The sequence below is a fragment of the Mycobacterium sp. NGS41 genome (assembly GCF_059812725.1).
In genome coordinates, this window is sequence record NZ_JCALDF010000043.1 from 1 (window position 1) to 20611 (window position 20611).

General features: G+C 67.3%; 20 protein-coding genes and 2 pseudogenes. 15 read left to right on the plus strand and 7 right to left on the minus strand.

Annotated elements, in window-relative coordinates; genetic code table 11:
• The coding region (locus AC5Y21_RS24105) for an SDR family NAD(P)-dependent oxidoreductase (protein ID WP_499916310.1) at positions 1–438 on the minus strand (438 nt) is incomplete at its 3' end.
• Positions 438–752 carry a putative quinol monooxygenase gene (locus tag AC5Y21_RS24110; protein ID WP_499916312.1) on the minus strand — a complete coding sequence of 105 codons (315 nt, stop codon included), beginning with the start codon at positions 750–752 and terminating at the stop codon, positions 438–440. The genes AC5Y21_RS24110 and AC5Y21_RS24105, both read right to left, overlap by 1 nt.
• A gap of 105 nt (positions 753–857) precedes the next feature.
• Between AC5Y21_RS24110 and AC5Y21_RS24115 the strand changes: the two are divergent.
• Positions 858–3419: pseudogene (locus AC5Y21_RS24115) on the plus strand (DNA translocase FtsK); the annotation flags it as partial.
• Between the two features lie 346 nt (positions 3420–3765).
• Entirely contained in the window at positions 3766–5187 is a 1422-nt protein-coding gene (locus AC5Y21_RS24120) for a sugar porter family MFS transporter (RefSeq protein WP_499916369.1), read from the plus strand.
• Here AC5Y21_RS24120 and AC5Y21_RS24125 read toward each other — a convergent pair.
• Positions 5184–5708, minus strand: a complete 525-nt coding sequence (locus AC5Y21_RS24125; RefSeq protein ID WP_499916314.1) for an amino-acid N-acetyltransferase — start codon at positions 5706–5708, stop codon at positions 5184–5186. The two genes, AC5Y21_RS24120 and AC5Y21_RS24125, sit on opposite strands and share 4 nt — an antisense overlap.
• A 56-nt stretch (positions 5709–5764) precedes the next feature.
• Here AC5Y21_RS24125 and pgsA point away from each other — a divergent pair, with 56 nt between their 5' ends.
• The 4 genes and pseudogenes from pgsA to pspM form a co-directional block, all read left to right on the plus strand.
• Entirely contained in the window at positions 5765–6355 is a 591-nt protein-coding gene (gene pgsA, locus AC5Y21_RS24130; protein ID WP_499916316.1) for a CDP-diacylglycerol--glycerol-3-phosphate 3-phosphatidyltransferase, read from the plus strand.
• An 85-nt stretch (positions 6356–6440) separates the two neighbouring features.
• Entirely contained in the window at positions 6441–6779 is a 339-nt protein-coding gene (gene clgR, locus AC5Y21_RS24135) for a transcriptional regulator ClgR (protein ID WP_499916318.1), read from the plus strand.
• Positions 6780–6923: 144 nt separating this feature from the next.
• On the plus strand, positions 6924–7754 hold the full coding sequence (gene pspA, locus AC5Y21_RS24140) for a phage shock protein PspA (protein WP_499916320.1): 831 nt from the start codon (positions 6924–6926) through the stop codon (positions 7752–7754).
• 18 nt (positions 7755–7772) lie between these two features.
• Positions 7773–8594, plus strand: a pseudogene (gene pspM, locus AC5Y21_RS24145) (phage shock envelope stress response protein PspM); the annotation flags it as partial.
• A gap of 53 nt (positions 8595–8647) precedes the next feature.
• Here the strand turns inward: pspM and AC5Y21_RS24150 are convergent.
• Positions 8648–9076 carry a DUF5313 domain-containing protein gene (locus AC5Y21_RS24150; protein ID WP_499916322.1) on the minus strand — a complete coding sequence of 143 codons (429 nt, stop codon included), beginning with the start codon at positions 9074–9076 and terminating at the stop codon, positions 8648–8650.
• Positions 9077–9080: 4 nt separating this feature from the next.
• Positions 9081–9512, minus strand: coding sequence for a limonene-1,2-epoxide hydrolase family protein (locus AC5Y21_RS24155; protein ID WP_499916324.1), 432 nt, complete (start codon positions 9510–9512; stop codon positions 9081–9083).
• 43 nt (positions 9513–9555) lie between these two features.
• Here AC5Y21_RS24155 and AC5Y21_RS24160 point away from each other — a divergent pair, with 43 nt between their 5' ends.
• Positions 9556–10722: a glycosyltransferase gene (locus AC5Y21_RS24160; protein ID WP_499916326.1), complete on the plus strand. Its 1167-nt coding sequence runs from the start codon at positions 9556–9558 to the stop codon at positions 10720–10722.
• Between the two features lie 22 nt (positions 10723–10744).
• Complete coding sequence (locus AC5Y21_RS24165; protein WP_499916328.1) at positions 10745–10939, plus strand: DUF3046 domain-containing protein; 195 nt, start codon at positions 10745–10747, stop codon at positions 10937–10939.
• Between the two features lie 192 nt (positions 10940–11131).
• On the opposite strand, the gene AC5Y21_RS24170 is transcribed toward AC5Y21_RS24165, so the two are convergent.
• On the minus strand, positions 11132–11782 hold the full coding sequence (locus tag AC5Y21_RS24170; protein ID WP_499916371.1) for a (2Fe-2S)-binding protein: 651 nt from the start codon (positions 11780–11782) through the stop codon (positions 11132–11134).
• Positions 11783–12027: 245 nt separating this feature from the next.
• Between AC5Y21_RS24170 and recA the strand changes: the two genes are divergently transcribed.
• The 4 genes from recA to AC5Y21_RS24190 all read left to right on the plus strand — a co-directional run bounded on the left by recA (position 12028) and on the right by AC5Y21_RS24190 (position 15843).
• Complete coding sequence (gene recA, locus AC5Y21_RS24175) at positions 12028–13068, plus strand: recombinase RecA (RefSeq protein WP_499916330.1); 1041 nt, start codon at positions 12028–12030, stop codon at positions 13066–13068.
• Positions 13034–13555: a recombination regulator RecX gene (gene recX / locus AC5Y21_RS24180; protein ID WP_499916332.1), complete on the plus strand. Its 522-nt coding sequence runs from the start codon at positions 13034–13036 to the stop codon at positions 13553–13555. Before recA ends, recX begins: the two co-directional genes overlap by 35 nt.
• Positions 13556–13633: 78 nt before the next feature.
• Positions 13634–15172: a tRNA (N6-isopentenyl adenosine(37)-C2)-methylthiotransferase MiaB gene (miaB, locus tag AC5Y21_RS24185; RefSeq protein ID WP_499916373.1), complete on the plus strand. Its 1539-nt coding sequence runs from the start codon at positions 13634–13636 to the stop codon at positions 15170–15172.
• Positions 15169–15843, plus strand: coding sequence for an Rv2732c family membrane protein (locus tag AC5Y21_RS24190; protein ID WP_499916334.1), 675 nt, complete (start codon positions 15169–15171; stop codon positions 15841–15843). Before miaB ends, AC5Y21_RS24190 begins: the two co-directional genes overlap by 4 nt.
• Here the strand turns inward: AC5Y21_RS24190 and AC5Y21_RS24195 are convergent.
• Positions 15840–17177: a DUF349 domain-containing protein gene (locus AC5Y21_RS24195; RefSeq protein WP_499916336.1), complete on the minus strand. Its 1338-nt coding sequence runs from the start codon at positions 17175–17177 to the stop codon at positions 15840–15842. The two genes, AC5Y21_RS24190 and AC5Y21_RS24195, sit on opposite strands and share 4 nt — an antisense overlap.
• 294 nt (positions 17178–17471) lie before the next feature.
• Between AC5Y21_RS24195 and AC5Y21_RS24200 the strand changes: the two genes are divergently transcribed.
• From AC5Y21_RS24200 to AC5Y21_RS24210, 3 genes are all read left to right on the plus strand, one after another.
• Positions 17472–18422, plus strand: a complete 951-nt coding sequence (locus AC5Y21_RS24200; protein WP_499916375.1) for a DMT family transporter — start codon at positions 17472–17474, stop codon at positions 18420–18422.
• 83 nt (positions 18423–18505) lie between these two features.
• Positions 18506–19492 (plus strand): DMT family transporter, encoded by a 987-nt coding sequence (locus tag AC5Y21_RS24205; protein WP_499916338.1) that lies wholly within the window; start codon positions 18506–18508, stop codon positions 19490–19492.
• 123 nt (positions 19493–19615) lie between these two features.
• A complete protein-coding gene (locus tag AC5Y21_RS24210) occupies positions 19616–20599 on the plus strand; it encodes a DMT family transporter (protein ID WP_499916340.1) in 984 nt (327 codons plus the stop codon).
• The last annotated feature ends 12 nt before the right edge of the window (positions 20600–20611 follow it).

Sequence of the window (20611 nt, forward strand, 5' to 3'; positions counted from 1 at the left end):
GGTGCCCTGCTTGACCATGGTCGGCACCGCGACGTCCACCGTGTGATAAGCGCCGGTGAGGTTGACGTCGATGACGTCGCGCCAACCGTCGGCGGACTGCATGGGCGCGATTCCGGCGTTGGCGACGACGATGTCGAGCCGGCCGAACTCGTCGAGGCCTGCCTGCAGCGCGGCGGCCAGTGCTGCGCGATCGCGGACGTCTGCCTTTGTGGCTACGATGCGGGCGCCGGTGTCCTCGACGAGCTTGACCGTGGCCGCGAGGTCCTCCCTGGTGCCCAGCGGATAGGGCACGCTGGTGATCGGCTCGCACAGGTCGACGGCGATCACGTTCGCGCCGTGCGACGCCAGCCGGACCGCGTAAGCGCGACCCTGACCGCGCGCGGCCCCGGTGATGAAAGCGACCCGGCCCTCGAGCGGGCCTTCCAGCGGCCGGGCCATCAGGGGCGGAGCTGGCCTTTGCCTGAATCGCCGGCCGGGACAGGCTCCAGCATCTTGATGTCCGGCGGGCCGGCTAGGTGCTCACCGGCGGCGGCGAACATCTTGCCGATCGCGGGCGCCGTGCTGTGCGCCTTGAGCGCCTCGGGGTCGGCCCATTGCTCAACGAAGACGAAGGTCTCGCCGGTCTGGTGCAGTGAGTACAGCTGACAGCCGGGTTCGTCGTGCACCTCTTGAACTGCGGTGGTCAGGATGTCGCGGACGGTGTCGACCGATTCGGGCTTGACGGTCATGGTGGCAACGACGACGACGGGCATAGGGCGGCCTCCTGTGGCGGCGTGCTGCGGCGGCTGGATTGGTGCGGGACTTTGGTAACCGTTTGCCACCCTACTCACGCATCTCGGGCAACGGGACGGCCACATGGGGAGTACCGCTCCGTTACCAGTGTGGCGGTTGGTGCATATGAGGTAATTGCGACTACGCTTGCGCGCATGGCTAGTAAGACCGTCGCCCGCTCCGGCACCCGAACGAGCAGGTCAAGGGCCACTTCCCGGGGTTCCGCCCGAAGTGGGCGACCAGCGGCCCCCCGCAAGAGAGCCGGCCGGCCCAAGCGGGCGGCGAGCCGGCCCGCCCGGCGCCGGAATCGGTCGGTGCTAGTCGCCGCCGGGCTGGCGGGGGGCCGGGCCATGCGCGCGACGTGGCTGATGGCGGCCCGGGGCACCGGCAGTGCGGCGCGCTCTATGGGCAGAGCCCGCGACATCGAGCCGGGACATCGCCGCGACGGAATCGCGCTGGTTCTGTTGGGTCTCGCCGTCGTCGTCGCCGCAAGCTCGTGGTTCGACGCCGCCAGGCCGGTCGGGGCCTGGGTGGACATCGTGCTGCGGACGTTCATCGGCTCAGCCGTCATGGTCCTGCCGGTGGTCACCGCCGCCGTGGCGGTAGTCCTGATGCGGACCGAGCCCAATCCGGAGGCGCGGCCCCGGCTGATCCTCGGCTCCAGCCTGATTGCGCTTTCCCTGCTGGGCCTGTGCCACCTGTGGGCGGGGTCGCCGGAGGCTCCGGCGTCGCGTCAGCGCGCGGCCGGGTTCATCGGTTTCGCCATCGGCGGGCCGCTGTCGGACGGGTTGACGGCCTGGATCGCCGCGCCGCTGTTGTTCATCGGCGCGCTGTTCGGCCTGCTGCTGCTGACCGGGACCACGATCCGCGAAGTGCCCGATGCGGTGCGCGCCATGTTCGGCACCCGACTGTTCCAGCGCGATGACGTCGACGACGACTACGAGGTCTACGACGAGCCGGATGCCTTGGAAGAGCAGGACACCCCACGCGAGGACTTCTCGGACGGCTACTACGACCAGTCTTTCGACGACGAGCCGCAGGCCTGGCCGTCGGCTGACATCGAGGACGACACGCCCACCGTTCCGGATCCGGTCGTCGCGCGAACACGCCGTCGCGCCCGCAAACAGGAGACCCGGTCCGTCGAGGGTCTCTACACACTGCCGTCGCTGAACCTGCTGGTGGCCGGCGACCCGCCCAAGAAGCGCAGCGCGGCCAACAACCACATGGTCGGCGCCATCGGCGAGGTGCTCACGCAGTTCAAGGTCGACGCCGCGGTCACCGGCTGCACCCGTGGACCCACTGTCACCCGCTACGAGGTCTCGCTGGGGCCGGGCGTCAAAGTCGAAAAGATCACTGCGCTGCAGAAGAACATCGCCTACGCGGTGGCCACCGAGAGCGTGCGCATGCTGGCTCCGATCCCCGGCAAGTCCGCGGTGGGCATCGAGGTGCCCAATACCGACCGGGAGATGGTTCGGCTGGCCGACGTGCTCACCGCGCCGCCGACCCGCCGCGACGACCATCCGCTGGTGATCGGGTTGGGTAAGGACATCGAAGGGGACTTCATCTCCGCCAACCTGGCCAAAATGCCGCACCTGTTGGTCGCCGGCTCCACCGGATCGGGTAAGTCCAGCTTCGTCAACTCCATGCTGGTGTCGCTGCTGACGCGGGCCACGCCGGAAGAGGTCAGGATGATCCTGATCGACCCGAAGATGGTGGAACTGACGCCATACGAAGGCATTCCGCATCTGATCACGCCGATCATCACCCAGCCGAAGAAGGCGGCGGCCGCATTAGCGTGGCTGGTCGAGGAGATGGAGCAGCGCTACCAGGACATGCAGGCGTCCCGGGTGCGCCACATCGACGACTTCAACGAGAAGGTGCGATCCGGTGCCATCACGACGCCGCTGGGCAGCCAGCGCGAGTACCGGCCGTACCCCTACGTCGTCGCGATCGTCGACGAGCTGGCCGACCTGATGATGACCGCACCGCGCGACGTCGAGGACGCCATTGTGCGGATCACGCAGAAGGCGCGGGCAGCGGGCATCCACCTGGTCTTGGCCACACAGCGACCGTCGGTCGACGTGGTCACCGGGCTCATCAAGACCAACGTGCCCTCCCGGCTGGCGTTCGCGACGTCGTCGCTCACCGACAGCCGGGTGATCCTGGACCAGGCCGGCGCGGAAAAGCTGATCGGCATGGGCGATGCCCTGTTCCTGCCGATGGGCGCGAGTAAGACCGTCCGGCTGCAGGGCGCCTACATCACCGACGAGGAGATTCACGCCGTCGTCGCCGCCTGCAAGGACCAGGCCGAGCCCGAGTACACCGAGGGCGTGACCACCGCCAAGCCGACCGGGGAGCGGACCGACTCCGATGGTAGGGACCCCGACATCGGCGACGACATGGATGTGTTCCTGCAGGCCGTGGAGCTGGTGGTGTCCAGCCAGTTCGGCTCCACGTCGATGTTGCAGCGCAAGCTGCGGGTGGGCTTCGCCAAGGCCGGACGGTTGATGGACCTGATGGAGACCCGCGGCATCGTCGGGCCCAGCGAAGGGTCGAAGGCCCGCGAGGTGCTGGTCAAGCCCGACGAGCTGGCGGCGACGCTGGCGGCGATCCGGGGCACCGGGGACGAGTCCGGCGAGCAGACGTAGAGGCACCCATTTCGTGCCGAAACGAGGTGCTTTTTCGTCCGCTGCTCGCTGTACCAAAGTCGTTGTAGTACGGTCTACGCGGGCGCTCCCCGGACGCGCCCGATGGGTCTGGACGGAACCGCTGGGTACGCGAATACCTTGATCGCACAGCGGCAAACGCGTATCCGCCGTCACGAGAAGACCACGGCGAGCGACCATGAAATCCGAGCAGCTGGCAGGGAGGCGAAGACGATGCCCGGCCGGCCCGCCGACCAGAACCGGTCGCGATGAGGTCATGACCGTGGCGAGTTGGCTCTCTCGAAAGGCCGGATTGCGCGAGGAGAGCGATTCGGCTGACAGCGCCGGGATGGGCGACGCGGAAGCGTCGCGAAGCACAGCTGGCACCGGCGCGGCGGCGGGCAAGCAACTGACGGGCGCCGTGGTCATCATCGCGCTCGTCTCGGCGATCTCAGGCATGCTCTACGGCTACGACACCGGCGTCATCTCCTGGGCTCTGTTGGAGCTCACCGACGAATTCAACCTCACCGCGGGCTTGAAGCAGATGGTCGCCGCCAGCATCCTGTTCGGCGCCGTCGTCGGGGCATTGACGTGCAGCTGGCTTTCCGATCGGTGCGGCCGGCGCGGCACATTGTTGATGCTTTCGGTGGTGTTCATCGTCGGCGCGCTGTGGTCCTCCGACGCGTCCAATTCCGTTGTGCTATCGCTGGGACGGCTGGTCCTGGGCTTCGCGGTCGGCGGGGCCACGCAGACGGCACCGATGTATGTCGCCGAGCTCTCTCCGCCTGCCTACCGGGGACGGTTGGTGCTGTGCTTCCAAATCGCCATCGGGGTGGGCCTCTTCATCGCTACCCTCGGCGGGGTCGCCAACTCGATCTCGTGGCGAGGGGCGATCGCAATCGCGTGCGTACCCGCCGGTATCATGCTGTGGCTGTTGCTGCGCCTCCCGGAAAGTCCGCGTTGGCTGGTCAAGCAGGGTGATCGAAACGCCGCACGAGCCGTGCTGGAACACGTCCGGCCCGACGGCTACGACGTGAACGTCGAGTTGGACGAAGCGACCGAACTCGCGCGCGTCGAACGCACGGCCAGCACCCGCGGGTGGCGCGGGCTGCGCGACGCCTGGGTGCGCCCGGCCCTGGTCCTGGGCTGCGGAATCGCGGTGTTCACCCAGCTCAGCGGCATCGAGATGATCATCTATTATTCCCCGACCATCTTGACCAACGACGGCGTGTACAGCTACGTGGCTCTGCAGGTGTCGGTGGGCTTGGGTGCGGCATACCTGATCGCCCAACTGGTCGGGTTGGCCATCATCGACCGGGTGGGTCGGCGCCGGCTCACCCTCATCATGGTGCCGGGCGCGGCGATGAGCCTGTTCGTGCTGGGCTTGTTCTTCGTCACCAGCAACAGCGGTAGCGATGTGGTCCCGCACATCATCGTCTGCCTAGTCGTCTTCATGCTGTTCAATGCCGGTGGTCTGCAGCTGATGGGCTGGCTGACCGGCTCGGAGACCTATCCGCTGGCGGTGCGACCGGCGGCCACCGCCGTACAGTCGGCGACGCTGTGGGCGACCAACCTGCTCATCACACTGACGATGCTGTCGCTTATCAAAGCGATCGGGCCTGGGTACTCGATGTGGCTCTACGCGTTGTTCAACGTGGCGGCGTGGATCTTCGTGTACTTCCGCATGCCCGACCTCACCGGTAGGAGCCTAGAGGAGATCGAAGGCAAGCTGTTCGAGGGGAAATTCCGGCCGTCAGACTTCACGCGCTAAAGCACCAACAGCATTCGGGAGTTGCCCAGGATGTTGGGCTTGACGTAGCTCAGGTCCAGGAATTCGGCCACGCCGATGTCGTAGGAGCGGCACATCTCCTCGAACACCTCCGCGGTGACCGGTGTGCCCTCGATCTCGGCGAAGCCGTGGCGGCCGAAGAACTCGGTTTCGAAGGTCAACACGAACAGCCGCTTCAGCTCCAGCTCACGTGCGACCTCGAGTAGCCGGTTGACGATCGCGTGGCCGATGCCGTGGCCGGTCACGGCCGGGTCGACCGCCACAGTGCGGATTTCGCCGAGATCGGACCACAAGACGTGCAGCGCTCCGCAACCGACCACATGGCCTGCGTGTTCGGGGTGTTCGGCCACCCAGAACTCCTGAACCGCCTCATACAGCGTCACGAGGTTCTTTTCCAGCAGGATTCTTCCCGCATAGGTGTCGACGAGTTGCTTAATCGCGGGGACGTCAGAGGTTCGCGCGCGCCGAACCAGCGGCCGGTAGTCGCGTTGGCTTTCCGTCACGGGTAACAGTATCGACATCTGGGACGGATGAGCAGGTCGCCCGTTATTCTGTTGCGGTGCCGGGGCAGCCTCAAACGGGTTCCATAGGGAGCCGCGCCCGCATCGCCAACCTGGCTAACGTGCTGACCGGCTTGCGGCTGGTGATGGTGCCGATTTTCCTGATGGCGCTGTTCTACGGGGGCGGCCACATCACCTCGGCCCGCATCGTTGCATGGGCGATATTCGCTGTTGCCTGCTTTACCGATCGGTTGGACGGCCAGCTGGCCCGCAACTATGGCATGGCAACCGAATTCGGCGCGTTCGTCGATCCGATCGCCGACAAAACCCTGATCGGCGCGGCGCTGATCGGCCTGTCGATGCTGCACGAGTTGCCGTGGTGGGTCACGATTCTCATCCTTGCCCGCGAGGTTGCGGTGACCGTGTTGCGGTTGTCGGTGATTCGGCGCGGTGTCATCCCCGCGAGCTGGGGCGGCAAACTCAAGACCCTGACTCAGGCGGTGGCAATCGGGTTGTTCATCTTGCCGCTGTCGGGCGCGCTGCACGTGTCGGCCGTGGTGGTGATGGCAATCGCGGTCGTGCTCACCATCGTCACCGGCATCGACTACGTGGCCTCGGCGGTCAGGGAAGTTCGACAGACACCCCGCTGATCGGGGAACCAACGGCACGGCTGCCCGCGTTCACCTGATGACTGTTGATTTCGGATGCATGCGTGACTCGATAAGGGAGAGCTTCATGGGGCTATTGGTGCGCGAGGTCATCGGCGACGTGCTGCGCCGGGCCCGGACGTCGCAGGGCCGGACGCTGCGCGAGGTATCCGACTCGGCACGGGTGAGCCTCGGGTATCTGTCGGAGGTCGAGCGCGGCCGGAAGGAGCCGTCCAGCGAGCTGCTCAACGCCATCTGCGACGCGCTGGAGCTGCCGCTGTCGGCGGTGCTCATCGGTGCCGGCGAGCAAATGGCCCGGAAGGAACACGCGGCTTACGCCGAGCCTGGCAAGTCGGTGGGCGGTCCTACGATTGACGCCAGCACAAAGGTTGTCATTCCTCCCGTCGTGTCCCTGGCGATGGCCTGAGTGCCCAAGGAGGCAGCGCAGACCAGCAGAAGCGCACCAAGGGTGGGGAGATCGCCGCTGACGCACTAAATTGAGCGGCAGGGTAAGCAGCCCACACAGGCGCCTAGGACAAGGCACACCAGGAAGCGAAGGCGGAGCTAACTCATGGCCAATCCGTTCGTCAAAGCGTGGAAGTACCTCATGGCGCTGTTCAACGCCAAGATTGACGAGCACGCTGACCCCAAAGTGCAGATTCAGCAGGCCATCGAGGAAGCGCAACGCACGCATCAGGCGCTGACGCAGCAAGCGGCGCAGGTGATCGGCAACCAGCGGCAGCTGGAGATGCGGCTCAACCGGCAGTTGGCCGACATCGAGAAGCTCCAGGTCAACGTGCGCCAGGCGCTGACGTTGGCCGACCAGGCCACCGGCGCCGGGGACGCCGCCAAGGCCGTCGAGTACAACAACGCCGCCGAGGCTTTCGCCGCCCAACTGGTAACGGCTGAGCAAAGCGTCGAAGACCTCAAGACGCTGCATGACCAGGCACTCGGCGCGGCGGCCCAGGCCAAGAAGGCGGTCGAGCAGAACGCGATGGTGCTGCAGCAGAAGATCGCCGAGCGCACCAAGCTGCTCAGCCAGCTCGAGCAGGCCAAGATGCAGGAGCAGGTCAGCAAGTCGCTGCGGTCGATGAGCGAGATCGCCGCACCGGGCAACACCCCGAGCCTCGACGAGGTGCGCGACAAGATCGAACGCCGTTACGCCAACGCGCTGGGGCAGGCTGAGCTTGCGCAGAGCTCCGTTCAGGGGCGCATGCTCGAGGTCCAGCAGGCCGGCGTGGAGATGGCCGGCCATTCACGGTTGGAACAGATCCGCGCCTCGATGCGCGGGGAATCGTTGCCGACGGGCGGGGCTGGGGCTGCTCCAGGCGCCACCCCGGCAACTCCGGCGGCCGCCGACCCTACCCGCGGTCCGGTAGCCGAGAAGCCGTTTGGTCAGTAGTCACACGGAGGGTCCCAGATGACGGTGAAAACGATCCAGGACGGGCAATGGCGCGAATTGCTCCGGCGCGGTTTTGACACCGTCGGCGACTTGTCCGAACTGGTTGCCGCGAAGGTCAACGCCGTGATCGATCCGCGGGCCCGGGGCCTGCGCCGTCGTCGCCGCGCGTTGCGGTGGGGGCTGATATTCGCTGCCGGGGTGGTGTTCTGGGGACTGGTGACGATGTTGCTGGCTTCGTGGAGCACGCCATTCTGGGTGTTGTTGATCCCGCTGCTGATCGCGGCGGGCGAGGCCATTCCGGCGACGCTGTTGCTGATTCGCTACCGCTGGCTGCGCAAGGAGCCGCTGCCGGCGCCGCGGCCGGCGAACCTCCGCCGGCTGCCCCCGCCCGGCTCGGCGGCGCGGCCCGCGATGTCCGCGCTGGGCGCCTCCGAAGGCGGGTTCTTCTCGCTGTTGGGCGTCATGGAGCGTGGTGCGATATTGCCGACGGCCGAGATTCGTGACCTGACCGCCGCGGCCAACCAGACATCGGCAGCCATGGGTGCCACCGCCGCCCAGGTGGTGTCGATGGAGCGGGCGGCGTATTACGCCGAATCGTCGCGGTCGCATCTGGCACCCACGATCAACACGTACACAGCGCAGCTCAGCGAAGGCGTTCGTCAGTACAACGTAATGGTCACCGCCGCAGCGCAATTGGTCTCTTCGGCGAACGGTCAGGACGGGTCGGGTCCCGGCGCTGTCGGCTTTTCGCAGCAGCGCTACCGCGCCGAGTTGGTCGACGCCACCGATCGTCTGGTCGGCTGGGCGCAGGCCTTCGACGAACTCAGCGGACTCCATCGGGACGAGTGGCGATCGCGAGCGCGGCGTGAGCCGGGCGAAGCGGGTCGCCACCATCAGGACGAGTGATTGGTTCCGGTAGGCGGCTCTGAGTCGGGCCGCGGGCCGTAGCGGTCAATGTATGCCTGATGCTTGTGCGCATCGCGCTGGCGGGCCCGCTCGTTGACCAGCTCGGGGTCCAGACCGTGCACGCGCAGCATGTGCTGGCGCCAGATCTTGTTCAGCGCATGCGAGAAGTAGACGAACGGAATGAAAATCGGCAGCGTCATGCTCAGGTGGACTTCCAGCGTCGTCGGGATCAGCCAGAACGGCGCGAGCACGATCAGGGCGGGTACCGCCACGCGGATCATCATCCGGCCGGCGGCGCCCTTGCCCGCCAGATCGTTGCGCACCCAGTCGAGCATCGAGTCGGGCAGCCGGGCCCCGTAGCAGTAGCGGATGTACTGCAAGACGTTCGGCTTGGTGCGGCCGGTATCGCCGCTCATGGTGCTAGAGCGTCGGCCGCAGCGACGGCACTACCACCGCGACCAGGCCGCGCACGATCGCCTTGAGAAAGTCGTAGGTGTCGAAGTAGTCGCGCCACAGGGTGATTCGCCCATTGCGCACCTCGAAGATCCCGCAGACCCAGAACTGGAGCCGCACCGGTCCGATGATGAGCGCGTCGGTGCGTTCGGTGAGCACCGCACTGCCGTCGGCGGCAATGCGGTGGACCTTCACCTCGAACCCCACGCGGCCTTGCATCCTGCTCATCAGCTGTGCGGTTCGTCGCCCGCCCCGGATCTTCGAAAACCCGACATTCTCGTAGACGAGGTCGTCGTCGAACAATGCGCTTACGGTCTCGAAGTCCTCCGCCTGCAGGGCATTCAGGAAAGCCTCGACCGTGCGGGTGTTTTCGTCGGTTGTCTGTGTCAGCTCGGTCATGGTCGCCAGCCTACGGGCGGAGCGCTGTGGCAGGGTAGGGCGCGTGCGCGTGGCAGTGGTCGCCGGCCCGGATCCCGGGCACTCATTTCCGGCGATCGCGCTGTGCCAGCGGTTCCAGGCGACGGGCGACAAGTCCACGCTGTTCACCGGCGTGGAATGGCTCGAGACCGCCCGCGACGCCGGCATTGATGCCGTCGAGCTGGACGGACTGGTGGCGACCGACGAAGATCTGGACGCGGGGGCCCGGATTCACCGGCGCGCCGCCCGGATGGCCGTGCTCAACGTGCCGGCGTTGCGCGACCTGGCGCCCGATCTGGTGGTGTCCGACGTCATCACCGCGGGCGGTGGTATGGCTGCCGAGCTGCTGGGCATGCCGTGGATCGAGCTCAACCCGCATCCGCTGTACCTGCCGTCGAAGGGCCTGCCGCCGATAGGCAGCGGGCTAGCACCGGGTACCGGTATCCGCGGCCGGCTGCGAGATGCCACCATGCGGGCGTTCACGGCGCGCTCGTGGCGCGCGGGCCTGCGTCAGCGGGCGGCAGTGCGAGTCGAGATCGGGCTGCCGGCCCGCGACCCGGGGCCGCTGCGACGGCTGATAGCGACCCTGCCCGCTTTGGAAGTTCCGCGTCCGGATTGGCCGCCTGAGGCGGTGGTGGTGGGTCCGCTGCACTTCGAGCCGACCGACCGGGTGCTGGAGATTCCCGACGGCTCCGGACCAGTGGTGGTGGTGGCGCCGTCGACGGCGATGACCGGGACCACCGGCCTGGCCGAGCTCGCGCTGCACTGCCTGACGCCCGGCGACACGTTGCCGCCGGGCTCTCGGCTGGTGGTGTCCCGGCTGGGAGGCGAGGATCTGACGGTGCCGCCTTGGGCGGTGGCCGGGCTGGGTCGCCAGTCCGAGCTGTTGACCCATGCCGACGTGGTGGTCTGCGGCGGGGGTCACGGCATGGTGGCCAAGACGTTGCTGGCCGGAGTGCCGCTGGTGGTGGTTCCCGGCGGCGGCGATCAATGGGAGATGGCCAATCGAGTGGTGCGCCAGGGGAGTGCGCGGCTGATCCGGCCGCTGACCGCCGACGCGCTGGTGGCCGCGGTGGGCGAGGTGCTGTCGTCGCCGGGGTATCGCGAGGCCGCGCGCAAGGCTGCCGCCGGCATCGGCGGGGTGGCCGATCCGGTGCGGGTCTGCCACGAAGCGCTTGCGTTAGCCGGCTGATCTGCTGGGTATGTTGGCTGACGTGCGGCTGACGGAGTTCCACGAGCGTGTAGTCCTGCGATTCGGCGCGACATACGGTGCCTCGGTGCTGGTCGACCATGTGCTGAACGGATTCGACGGCCGTACCGCCGCGCAGGCGATCGAAGACGGGGTCGAGCCCCGCGATGTCTGGCGGGCATTGTGCGTCGACTTCGACGTGCCGCGCGATCAGTGGTGACTGCGCCCCGGGGCTATGGGGCTTTGGGGCTTTTGGGGGCTTCGGCGGCTTCGGCGGCTTCGGGCGTGAACTGGCGGCGTCGGCTGTGAACTGAGGGCTTCGCGGGTGAATCCTGGGCGGGGAAATCGCGATTTGACCGCCCTGAGTACACCGTCAAAGCCCAGGATTCACACTCAACGAAGGCTCGAAGGCCTACAGCGCACAATCGCCGCACTTGCCTCCATTGGGCAGGCGATAGAAGAGGCAGCAGCTGCGACGTCGGAAGTTCAGGTCGGGGCCCAGGACCACGCCGGACCCGGCGAGCCGGCCGGTGTCCAGCAGGGTCTCGGTGATGCCGAGAATCAGGAGGCGTAAATCGGGCCGTGCCGAAAGCAGTGCCCGCGACGCTCCGACGAGCGCGGACGCGATGTTGCCCGACAATAAGTCGGGTGCCAGCTTGACCCGCAGACCGGCCGCCAGCGGCTCCATATGCTGTTCTACGACAACGCGATACAACAGGTCCGCCGAGGGTGAGTGGACGGCTTCGCCGACGGGTTCGGGCAGGCGGAGCTGCGTCCCCTCGTCGGCGCGCTGAAGGTCCGTCAGATCCGGGATGACGCCATGGCCCAGCACGCACGCCAGCACGGGCGACCACAGCCGGGCGGCATGGCCGAGATGAACCAGCGAAGCGCCGATGCGCAAGTCCGTCGTGTGGTAGCGCGCGACGGTGGCGTCGATCAAGTCGGCGAAGCCGTCTGCGTAGGACCGGCTGACCGGATGCCATCCCGTTGCCTCGCCGCCCACGGTTAGCGCGAAAAACCCTCCGTAGGAAGATACTTCGGCCAGCTCGGAAGAGATGTCCATGCCGGACCGCTCCTCCCGGGGAAATCCCGCCTCAGCTCGGTACCGCGCCGGTTCCTCGACCTTGACGACCTCTGCCAGCGCCTTTTCGCAGCTGATATTGCCACACGCGGCGTGTCTCCTTGAGTCGAACAGGTGTTCGGCTACTGTGGTGATCATTCGGAGACTCGACTTGTCGGTGGCCTTCTCTAGTGTCACGGCTAACCGACCGATACCGGTCACCGAACACCGACTACAGGAGAGGCACCATGACGCAAGCCCCCGACCGCGAGAAGGCTATCGAACTGGCGATAGCACAGATCGAAAAGAGTTACGGCAAAGGCTCGGTGATGCGTCTCGGCGACGAGATGCGTCAACCGATCTCTGTCATTCCGACCGGGTCCATCGCACTGGATGTGGCCTTGGGCATCGGTGGCCTGCCACGCGGCCGCGTCGTGGAGATCTACGGCCCGGAGTCCTCGGGTAAGACCACCGTCGCGCTGCACGCGGTGGCCAATGCCCAGGCCGCCGGCGGCGTCGCGGCGTTCATCGACGCCGAGCACGCACTGGACCCGGAATACGCCAAGAAACTCGGCGTCGACACCGATTCTCTGCTGGTCAGCCAGCCGGACACCGGTGAACAGGCCCTCGAGATCGCCGACATGCTGATCCGCTCCGGTGCACTGGACATTCTGGTCATCGACTCGGTGGCCGCATTGGTGCCACGCGCGGAGCTGGAAGGCGAGATGGGGGACAGCCATGTCGGCCTGCAGGCCCGGCTGATGAGCCAGGCGTTGCGGAAAATGACTGGCGCGCTGAATAACTCGGGAACCACCGCGATCTTCATCAACCAGCTTCGCGAGAAAATCGGAGTGATGTTCGGCTCACCCGAAACGACCACGGGCGGAAAGGCTTTGAAGTTCTACGCGTCGGTACGCATGGACGTGCGCCGGATCGAGACACTCAAGGACGGCACCAATGCGGTCGGCAACCGCACCCGGGTCAAGGTCGTCAAGAACAAAGTGTCGCCGCCGTTCAAGCAGGCCGAATTCGACATCCTCTACGGCAGGGGCATCAGCAGGGAGGGCTCGCTCATCGATATGGGCGTGGATCAGGGCTTTATCCGCAAGTCCGGTTCCTGGTTCACCTACGAGGGTGAGCAACTCGGTCAGGGCAAGGAGAACGCCCGTACCTTCTTGATGGAGAACGCCGACGTGGCCAACGAGATCGAGAAGAAGATCAAGGAAAAGCTTGGCATTGGCGCGGTCGTGACCGATGACGAAGTCCTGCCCGCCCCCGTCGATTTCTGAGCCGTCTCGCGAAGAGCAGGCGCGGGCGCTGTGCCTGCGCCTGCTCACAGCGAGGTCGCGTACGCGGGCCGAGTTATCCCGCCAGCTGGTCAAACGTGGATACCCCAACGATGTCAGCGACCGGGTGTTGGACCGGCTCTCCAGCGTCGGGTTGGTCGACGACGCCGCTTTCGCCGAACAATGGGTGCAGGCGCGCCGATCCAGTGCCGGTAAGGGCAGACGCGCTTTGGCCGCCGAGCTGCACACCAAGGGCGTCGACAACGACGTGATCACCAAGGTGCTGGCTGGGATCGACGCCGGTCTCGAGCGGGAGCGGGCAGAGCAGCTGGTCCAGGCCAAGCTGCGTCGGGAGAGGCTGGACGGCGACCAGATGCGAGTGGCCCGCCGGCTGATCGCGATGCTGGCACGGCGTGGCTACGACCAGGCATTGGCCTCCGACGTGGTCGGCGCCCAGCTGCACCTGGAGCTCGAGCGCCGCAGCGTGTAGCCCCGCGGTCGTGGGCGGCTGAGCTTAGCCGAAGCGGTCGCGGGGACCCTATCGCCGTACCATGGCCCCGTGAGTTCGATGGTGGCCCCAGACGCGGCCGTGGCCCCAGACGCCGCGGCAGTGGCCGCGTCGGCGCGTACCTACCAGGTGCGCACCTACGGCTGCCAGATGAACGTCCACGACTCCGAGCGGCTGGCCGGGCTGCTCGAAGCGGCCGGCTACCAGCGGGCAGCTGAAGGTGCCGACGCCGACGTGGTGGTCTTCAACACCTGCGCCGTACGGGAGAACGCCGACAACAAGCTGTACGGCAATCTCAGCCACCTGGCGCCACGCAAACGAACCAATCCCGACATGCAGATCGCGGTCGGCGGCTGCCTGGCCCAGAAGGACCGAGACGTCGTGCTGCGCAAGGCGCCGTGGGTCGACGTCGTCTTCGGCACGCACAACATCGGGTCGCTGCCTACGCTGCTGGACCGGGCCCGTCACAACAGGACCGCCCAGCTGGAAATCGCCGAGGCGCTACAGCAGTTCCCGTCATCGTTGCCGAGTGCACGCGAATCCGCATACGCTGCTTGGGTTTCCATCTCCGTCGGGTGCAACAACAGCTGCACGTTTTGCATCGTCCCGTCGCTGCGGGGCAAAGAGGTGGATCGCAGCCCGGCCGACGTCCTGGCCGAAGTGCAGTCGCTGGTAAACGACGGCGTGGTCGAGGTCACTCTGCTGGGCCAGAACGTCAACGCCTACGGCGTCTCCTTCGCCGATCCGGCGCTGCCCCGCAATCGTGGTGCCTTTGCCGAGTTGCTGCGGGCTTGCGGACGTATCAATGGGCTGGAACGCGTGCGGTTCACCTCCCCGCATCCCGCCGAGTTCACCGACGACGTCATCGAGGCGATGGCGCAGACACCGAACGTCTGCCCCGCACTGCACATGCCGCTGCAGTCCGGTTCCGACCGGGTGCTGCGTGCCATGCGGCGGTCCTACCGTGCCGAGCGCTATCTGGGCATCATCGAGCGGGTTCGGGCGGCCATGCCACACGCGGCCATCACCACCGATCTGATCGTGGGCTTCCCGGGCGAGACCGAAGAGGACTTCGCGGCCACCCTCGACGTCGTGCGGCAGGCCCGGTTCGCGGCGGCGTTCACCTTCCAGTACTCGAAGCGGCCGGGCACACCCGCCGCAGAACTTGACGGGCAGCTGCCGAAATCAGTTGTGCAGGAACGCTATGAGCGGCTGGTCGAGCTGCAGGAGCAGATCTCGCTGGAGGCCAACAGAGCCATCGTCGGGCAGGAGGTCGAACTGCTCGTCGCCACCGGCGAGGGACGCAAGGATGCCCGCACCGCGCGGATGACCGGCCGGGCGCGCGACGGCCGGCTGGTGCACTTCGCCTTGAACCCACCCTGGGATGACGAAGTGCTGCCGGGCGACATCATCACCACGACGGTCACGGACGCCGCGCCGCACCATCTCATCGCGGACGCCGGCATCCTGACTCACCGCCGCACGCGTGCCGGTGAGGCGCACGCCGCCGGGCAGCGCGGCCCGGGCGCCACCGGTCTCGGCATCCCCGGCGTCGGCCGGCCGGCCGAGTCGACCGAACCGCTCGGATGCGCCCGATGAACGCAGACCGCAACGGGGCCGACTTCGACGCCTTCCGGTCCGAAATCGAGGCGGCGGAACGCCGGGTCGCTCGTGAGATCGAGCCTGGCCCACGGGGTTTCGTGGTGGCGATCCTGGTGTTCGTGCTGTTGGGATCGTTTGCGCTGTCGCACACCGGCAATGTCCGGGGCTGGGATGTGCTGTTCAGCAGTCACGGCGCCGGAGCGGCCGCGGTGGCGTTGCCGTCGCGGGTGTTCGCCTGGCTGGCCTTGGTGTTCGGCGTCGGCTTCTCGATGCTGGCGCTGCTGACGCGACGTTGGGCGCTGGCCTGGGTGGCGCTGGCCGGCTCGGCGGTGGCCTGCGGCGCGGGACTACTGGCTATCTGGTCGCGCCAGACCGTGGCTGCCGGTCATCCCGGCCCGGGCGTGGGGCTTTTCGTCGCGTGGTTCACGGTGATCGTGCTGACGTTCCATTGGACCCGCGTGGTGTGGTCGCGCACCATCGTGCAACTCGCGGCCGAGGAGCAGCGGCGCCGGGTCGTTGCGCAGCAACAGTCCAGGACGCTGCTGGACAGCCTGGGGGACAACCCGGACGCCCGCGACGCTCGGGATGCCGACAGCCCGGATGCCGACGGCCCCGATGCCGGCGGTCCTGATGCCCCCGGCGCGCCCGCCGACGACGAAGACCGCTAAAACCTGCGGGTCAGCGCTTCGGCGGCGGCATCAGCCCACTGCCGCCACTGGTCGGCGTTGGCCCTGGCCTCCTCGGCTTCTTTCGTCCGGCCCGCCGCCGCAGCCTTCTCGGCCTGCTGTGCGAACTGCTCGGCGCGGTTCCGAAACTGCTCGGCACGGGCCTGAGCCTGAGGGTCGGCCCAACCGGATTCGCCGGCGTCGCGCAGCTTCTTCTCGACGGCCCGCAGCCGCCGCTCCAAGTCGGCGCTCCGTTCCCGCGGTACTCGGCCGATCGCGTCCCACTTGTCGGTGATCGAGCGCAGGGCCGCCCTGGCGGCGTCGAGGTTGCTGGTGTCAAGCTTTTCCGCTTCGGCGAGCAGCGCCTCTTTGGCCGTGGCATTGGCCCGCAGCCCCGCGTCTTTCTCGGCCGTCGCGGCGTTGCGAGCGGTGAAGAATGTGTCCTGGGCGCCCTTGAACCGACGCCACAGCGCGTCGTCGACATCCCTGGTCGCGCGCCCCGCGGCCTTCCACTCGGTCAGCAGCTTGCGAAATTCGGCGCTGGTGGCCGTCCAGTCCGTCGATGCGGAAAGCTCTTCGGCCCGCTCGCAGAGTCGCTCCTTCGACTGCCGGACCCCCGACCGCTCCCGGTCCAACTCGGCGAAGTGCGACCCGCGCCGCCGGTTGAACGTCTCACGGGCCGCCGAATAGCGCTTCCACAGCGCGTCGTCGACCTTGCGGTCCAGGCCGGTGATCGTCTTCCACTCGTCGAGGATTGCGCGCAACCGATCGCCGGCGACCTTCCAGTGGGTCGAGTTGGTGGCCAGGTCCTCGGCCTCGGCGGCCAATGCCTCCTTGCGCGCGGTCTGCTCGGCCCGATGCACCTCCCGCCGGGAGCGAACCGCGGCGACGATGACGTCGATGCGGGCCAGCAGATTCGTCAAGCGCTCCGTGAGCGCATCGACATTGCCCAGCACGGACGCCGTCGGCAATGTCTCGGCCAGCGCGGCCGCATTGGCCCTGATCTTGCGGGCATCGCCGGTCCCCGACGTCAGCCGTTCCTCCATCAACGTGATCTCGGTGCTCAAGTCGTCGAATCGCCGGCCGAAATGGGCGAACGCGGCCTCCCGGTCACCGGCCTGCCACGACCCGATGATGCGCTCGCCGGACGCGGTGATCAGCCAGACAGTGCCGTCGTCGTCGACGCGCCCGAACTGGTGTGGATCGCTGTGCGGCGCCACGACGACCGGGTGCGCGGAGGGTCGCGGCGCCGGCCGGGGACCGGGCCGCGGTCCCGGACGGGGCCCAGGCTTCGGTGAATCCGGAGAATCCCCGCTGCGGGGCTCGTCAGCCGTCATGGCCTTAGTCACCTACCTTTGCGACCCGTCGCGCGGCGATATCCCGCGCCTCTGCCGCGCGTAGCGGCCCCTTGTTACCGGCTCTTTCCAACAAGTATTCAAGCAGCTTGCCGGAACATGTGCGCGTGCCTTACTCGTGACCATCCGGTAGCTCCCCAAATGCTAAGGGTCCGATAACAAATCGGTTCCACCATCTGTCGACCCATAGGGCGACGCCGAGCAGGCCGGTACGTTGGCGGCACAGGTGCAACTCCGGGCTGTGCAGCCAGATCGGGTCGTTGGGAGGACGTGACCATAGCGAACGTTGATATCGCGGCGCTGCTTGCGCTGATCGCCGCGTTGATATCAGGGGTCGGCGATGTGGTGCGTCAGCGGTCCGCACAGGAGATCACCGACGAGCGGGTCGGACACGTCGCATTACTCCGCATGTCGTTGCGCGATGTCCGCTGGTGGCTGGGCGGGGTGGCCGCCGTGGCCAGCGCGGCGCTGCAGGCGGTTGCTCTGGGCTTGGGGTCGGTGGTACTGGTGCAGGCACTCCAGGTGACCGCGCTGCTGTTCGCGTTGCCGGTTTACAGCTGGCTGACCAAACATCGGTTGACCCGCCGCGAATGGGGGTGGGCGGTGCTGCTGGCCGCGTCGGTGGCGGTTTTCGTCGCCGTCGGCGAACCGGCCGCCGGGTATCAGCGTGCGTCGCTGCAGACCTGGGCAGTGGTGGCGGTGGTGATCGGGCCGGCAATGGTGTTCTGCGTGCTGGGCGCCCGAATCTGGCCGGGTCGGGTGGCCGCCGTCCTGCTGGCGCTGGTGGCGGCGTCGTCGTGGGCGCTGTTCGCGGTGCTCACGAAGGCCGTCGTCGATGTGCTCGGCAGTGGCGCTCAGGGGAGTCTGGCCGCGGTGTTGCGCATGCCGGAGTTCTACTTCTGGTTGCTGGTCGCGGCGCTCGGGACCGTGTTTCAGCAGTCGTCGTTCCGCGCCGGCGCGCTCACTGCGTCGTTGCCGACGATGACAGTGGCTGAGCCGCTGGTCGCGTCGCTGCTGGGGGTCATCCTGCTGGGCGAGACCCTCGGCGCCGACGGCCCGGCGATGATCGTCCTGGCCGCCGCGGTTGTCGTGGTGGTTGTCGCAACGACGGCGCTGGCGCGCGGCGAAGCGGCCACCCTCGCCACCGGAGAGAAATCCGCCGCCGACGAACAACCGGCACGCCGTTCGGGTCCGCTGGTGGTATCAGCAGCGTTCGCTGAGGGATAGCGATCGCACAGGTCAGGTCGTTAGAAGGGGTTGAACATGGTTAGCCGCGGGATTCAGGGCGCATATCAAGGGAGTGGTCGCTGATGGCAAAAGCGGACATCGCCGTAATTCTCGCCCTCCTTGCGGCCTTCGCCTCCGCGATCGGCAACGTCTTCCGGCAGCGGTCCGCGGAGGAAATCACCGACCGGGAGGTGGGCCACCTCGAATTGTTCCGATTGTCGTTGCGCGACACCCGGTATTGGCTGGGCGCCGGCGGGGCAATCGCCAACTACGTGCTGCAGGCCGCGGCCTTGGCGCTGGGCTCAGTGGTGCTGGTGACGGCGCTACAAGTCACCGCGCTGCTGTTCGCTCTGCCGATCTATGCGTATCTCACCAAGGTTCGGGTCACCCGACGGGAATGGGCCTGGGCGGTCCTGTTGGCCGTCGCGCTGGCGGTAGTCGTCACCGTCGGCGACCCGGGCAGTGGCGAGTCGCGGGGCTCGCTGGAAACCTGGATCCCGGTCGCCCTGGTGATGGGGCCGTTGCTGGCCTTCTGCGTGCTGGGTGCCCGGCGCTGGACGGGTTCGATAGCCGCGGTGCTGCTCGCCGTGGTCGCTGGTTGCTCGCTGGCGTTGTTCGCGGTGCTCACCAAGGCGGTCGTCGAGGTGGTGCATGGCGGTGTAGTTGCCCTGCTGCTGGCCCCTGAGTTCTATTTCTGGTTGGCTGCTGCGGCGGCGGGCATGATCTTCCAGCAGTCGTCATACCGCGCGGGCTCGCTGACCGCCTCCTTGCCAACGTCGGTCGTCGCCAAGCCGCTGGTCGGCTCGATCCTCGGCATCGTCGTGCTCGGCGAGACGTTCCACACCACCCGGTCGGGAATTTTCGTGGTGGCCGCCGGGGTGGTGCTGGTGATTGTCGCGACGTACGCCCTCGCCCGCGGTGAGGCCGAGAATGTAACCGACGAGGCCATCGAGAGTGGGCGCATTCCCGTCATTACCGATCCGCGGGTGATATCAAATCTGCGTTGGGCCCAGGGCAACCGGGAACCCGCGACGGTTAGCCGGTCGGCTGGCCCCACCTCGACGCGGTAATCCGCGCGCGGCCACGCGACAGTGGTCGTGGTGGTCGCGACTTTCGAAATTTGTGGTGGCGAGCACGTGTACGGGCAGTTGCTCGGGGGCACATCTGGTGGGAGGTCAAATTGGGGGTTGTTTGTGTCGACGCTTGATATCGCCGCATTGATCGCGTTGTGTGCCGCGCTGGCGTCGGCGTTCGGCGATGTAATCCGCCAGCGCTCCGCGCATGAGATCACCGACGACCAACATGTCGGCCACCTGAAACTGTTCGGCTTGTCGTTGCGAGACGCCCGCTGGTGGCTGGGCGGCACGATGGCGGTGCTGAATTACACCTTGCAGGCCGTGGCGCTGATCTGGGGATCGGTGATGATGGTGACCTCGCTGCAGGTGACTACGTTGCTGTTCGCCCTGCCGATCTACGCGCGGATCACCCATCACCGGATCACCCGCTGGGAGTGGATCTGGGCGGGCATCCTGGCCGCCGCCCTGGCGGTGGTCATCATCGTCGGCCACCCGGACGTGGGCGAGCATCGCGCGCCGCTGCACACTTGGATCATCGTCGCTGCGGTGATGGGCCCGCTGTTGGTGGCGTGTGTGGTGGGCGCGCGACTGTTGGCTGGTCGTCCGGCCGCAGCCGTGCTGTTGGCGGTGGTGGCAGGTTCGTCGCTGGCGCTGTTCGCCGTCCTGACCAAGGGGGTCGTCGAGGTGCTGCACGACGACGGCCTCGGGGCCGTGCTGCGGTCGCCGGAGTTCTATCCCTGGCTGCTGGTGTCGTTGGCCGGGATGATCTTCCAGCAGTCGGCTTTCCGGGCCGGCGCGCTGACCGCCTCCCTGCCCACCATGATCGTCGCGAAGCCCGTGGTGGCCGCCATCCTTGGGATCACGTTGCTCGGGGAGGCGCTGACAGCCACCGGCGTCGAGGCGGTCGTGCTGGTCGCTGCGATAGCGGTGGTGGTTTTCGCAACCGTGGCGCTGGCCCGCGGCGAAGCCGCGACGATGGTGGCCGAGGCCGGCGAAGACAGCAAAGAAGCGAAGGACTCCCTCGGTGAGGACGCCGCTTCCGGCGGACATTCCCTCCTTGAGGGGACCGCCCCGGCGTTGCGACCCTGTTCCCCGACATAGGCCCGCAGCCGA

What these genes read in the sequence shown, in the direction of transcription:
- AC5Y21_RS24195 (WP_499916336.1), bottom strand. Translation starts at nt 17,177, where the DNA reads ATGACGGCTGACGAGCCCCGCAGCGGGGATTCTCCGGATTCACCGAAG.
- miaB (WP_499916373.1), top strand. Translation starts at nt 13,634, where the DNA reads ATGGTGGCCCCAGACGCGGCCGTGGCCCCAGACGCCGCGGCAGTGGCC.
- AC5Y21_RS24190 (WP_499916334.1), top strand. Translation starts at nt 15,169, where the DNA reads ATGAACGCAGACCGCAACGGGGCCGACTTCGACGCCTTCCGGTCCGAA.
- AC5Y21_RS24110 (WP_499916312.1), bottom strand. Translation starts at nt 752, where the DNA reads ATGCCCGTCGTCGTCGTTGCCACCATGACCGTCAAGCCCGAATCGGTC.
- AC5Y21_RS24150 (WP_499916322.1), bottom strand. Translation starts at nt 9,076, where the DNA reads ATGAGCGGCGATACCGGCCGCACCAAGCCGAACGTCTTGCAGTACATC.
- pspA (WP_499916320.1), top strand. Translation starts at nt 6,924, where the DNA reads ATGGCCAATCCGTTCGTCAAAGCGTGGAAGTACCTCATGGCGCTGTTC.
- recX (WP_499916332.1), top strand. Translation starts at nt 13,034, where the DNA reads ATGACGAAGTCCTGCCCGCCCCCGTCGATTTCTGAGCCGTCTCGCGAA.
- AC5Y21_RS24170 (WP_499916371.1), bottom strand. Translation starts at nt 11,782, where the DNA reads ATGGACATCTCTTCCGAGCTGGCCGAAGTATCTTCCTACGGAGGGTTT.
- recA (WP_499916330.1), top strand. Translation starts at nt 12,028, where the DNA reads ATGACGCAAGCCCCCGACCGCGAGAAGGCTATCGAACTGGCGATAGCA.
- AC5Y21_RS24120 (WP_499916369.1), top strand. Translation starts at nt 3,766, where the DNA reads ATGGGCGACGCGGAAGCGTCGCGAAGCACAGCTGGCACCGGCGCGGCG.
- AC5Y21_RS24155 (WP_499916324.1), bottom strand. Translation starts at nt 9,512, where the DNA reads ATGACCGAGCTGACACAGACAACCGACGAAAACACCCGCACGGTCGAG.
- clgR (WP_499916318.1), top strand. Translation starts at nt 6,441, where the DNA reads ATGGGGCTATTGGTGCGCGAGGTCATCGGCGACGTGCTGCGCCGGGCC.
- AC5Y21_RS24205 (WP_499916338.1), top strand. Translation starts at nt 18,506, where the DNA reads ATGGCAAAAGCGGACATCGCCGTAATTCTCGCCCTCCTTGCGGCCTTC.